This is a genomic window from Sneathiella sp. (assembly GCF_029233945.1).
Taxonomy (GTDB): domain Bacteria; phylum Pseudomonadota; class Alphaproteobacteria; order Sneathiellales; family Sneathiellaceae; genus Sneathiella.
Genome location: NZ_JARGOQ010000053.1, coordinates 1 through 1,271, shown reverse-complemented (window position 1 = coordinate 1,271; position 1,271 = coordinate 1). Strand labels below are relative to the sequence as shown.

Annotated in this window: 2 protein-coding genes; one reads left to right on the top strand and one right to left on the bottom strand. The window is 55.6% G+C overall.

Translation table 11 applies throughout. The features are described 5' to 3' along the window. On the top strand, positions 1-342 hold a 342-nt coding region (locus P1U71_RS14730), incomplete at its 5' end, for a L,D-transpeptidase family protein (RefSeq protein WP_301106383.1). Here the strand turns inward: P1U71_RS14730 and P1U71_RS14725 are convergent. Then, the gene (locus P1U71_RS14725) at positions 343-1,038 is read right to left on the bottom strand and encodes a YggS family pyridoxal phosphate-dependent enzyme (protein ID WP_301106382.1); all 696 of its coding nucleotides are present in this window, start codon (positions 1,036-1,038) and stop codon (positions 343-345) included. Positions 1,039-1,271: the final 233 nt, after the last annotated feature.

The following is a 1,271-nucleotide window of genomic DNA, read 5'->3' as shown; positions in this document are numbered from 1 at the left end:
TTCGCGAAACCTCCCCTCTGCGCTCTGCCTGCACAGGAAATGGAGATGCTCGACGGATGGTGCGATGCACCGGAGCATGAGCTCTATAATCAATATGTCCGTCTCCCCTTTGGGGACAGCCATGAACAGCTCTGGCGCGCGGATGATGTCTATGACTTGCTGGTCGTGCTGGGATATAACGACGATCCGGTCGTCGCAGGCGCGGGAAGCTGCATCTTCATGCATGTCGCGCGGGAAAATTACGCGCCAACGGAAGGATGCGTCGCGCTGGCGCAGGATGACCTGCTTGCCTTGCTTGCGGCAATCGAGGCATCAACCAAAATTGTGATCCCCGCGCCGTGATTATGGCGCGCTCCGTGCCCCAAAAAGCGCCGTTCCAACCCGGACCGAGGTCGCACCGAACTGCACCGCCGTCTCAAAATCCGCGCTCATCCCCATGCTGAGACGGGAAAGGCCGTTACGCGCCGCGATTTTTCCAAGCAGGGCGAAATGCGGCGCAGGCTGTTCCTCCACCGGCGGGATGCACATCAGGCCGATGACATTAAGGGCGAGATCATCGCGGCATTCCTTGATAAAGCGATCCGCATCCTCCGGGAAAACACCGGCTTTCTGCTCTTCCTTACCGGTATTGACCTGGATATAGACCGGAAGGTCCCGTCCCGCCGCTTTCATTTCTTTCGCAAGGACGTGCGCCAGCTTCGGTCGGTCGACCGTCTCAATCACATCGAAGAGCACCACGGCATCTTTCGCCTTGTTGGTCTGCAGCGGGCCGATCAGATGCAGCTCGATATCGGGATAGCGGGCTTTCAGATCGGGCCATTTTTCCTGCGCCTCCTGCACCCGGTTTTCGCCAAAAAGACGATGGCCACCGGAGAGTGCCGCCTCGACCGCCGTTACAGGCTGGCGTTTGCTGACCGCGATCAGATTGACATCCGCCGCGTTCCGCTCCCATTTTTCGGCCGCCTCGCGGATGCGCCCCTCTATTTCCTCAAAATTTGCGGCGATATCACTTGCGGAAGCGTCTGACTCAGCTGTCATTTCTCTCTCCGGACCTTAAATCTCTAATTTCTGCAAAACATGCCTTTTAAGAAAGGTGAATTTGCAGAAAGCATTATTTATGGTTAAAAATTCGTAAAATATTACTTATATCCCGGCGGCAGATATTTGAATTCCTTCATCACATCATGATGCGCGACAACAATTTTCTCCACCTGCTCCGGCGTGAGAACCGTTTTCCACTGCCCGGCCTTTCCAACCCGGAAGAATTTCTC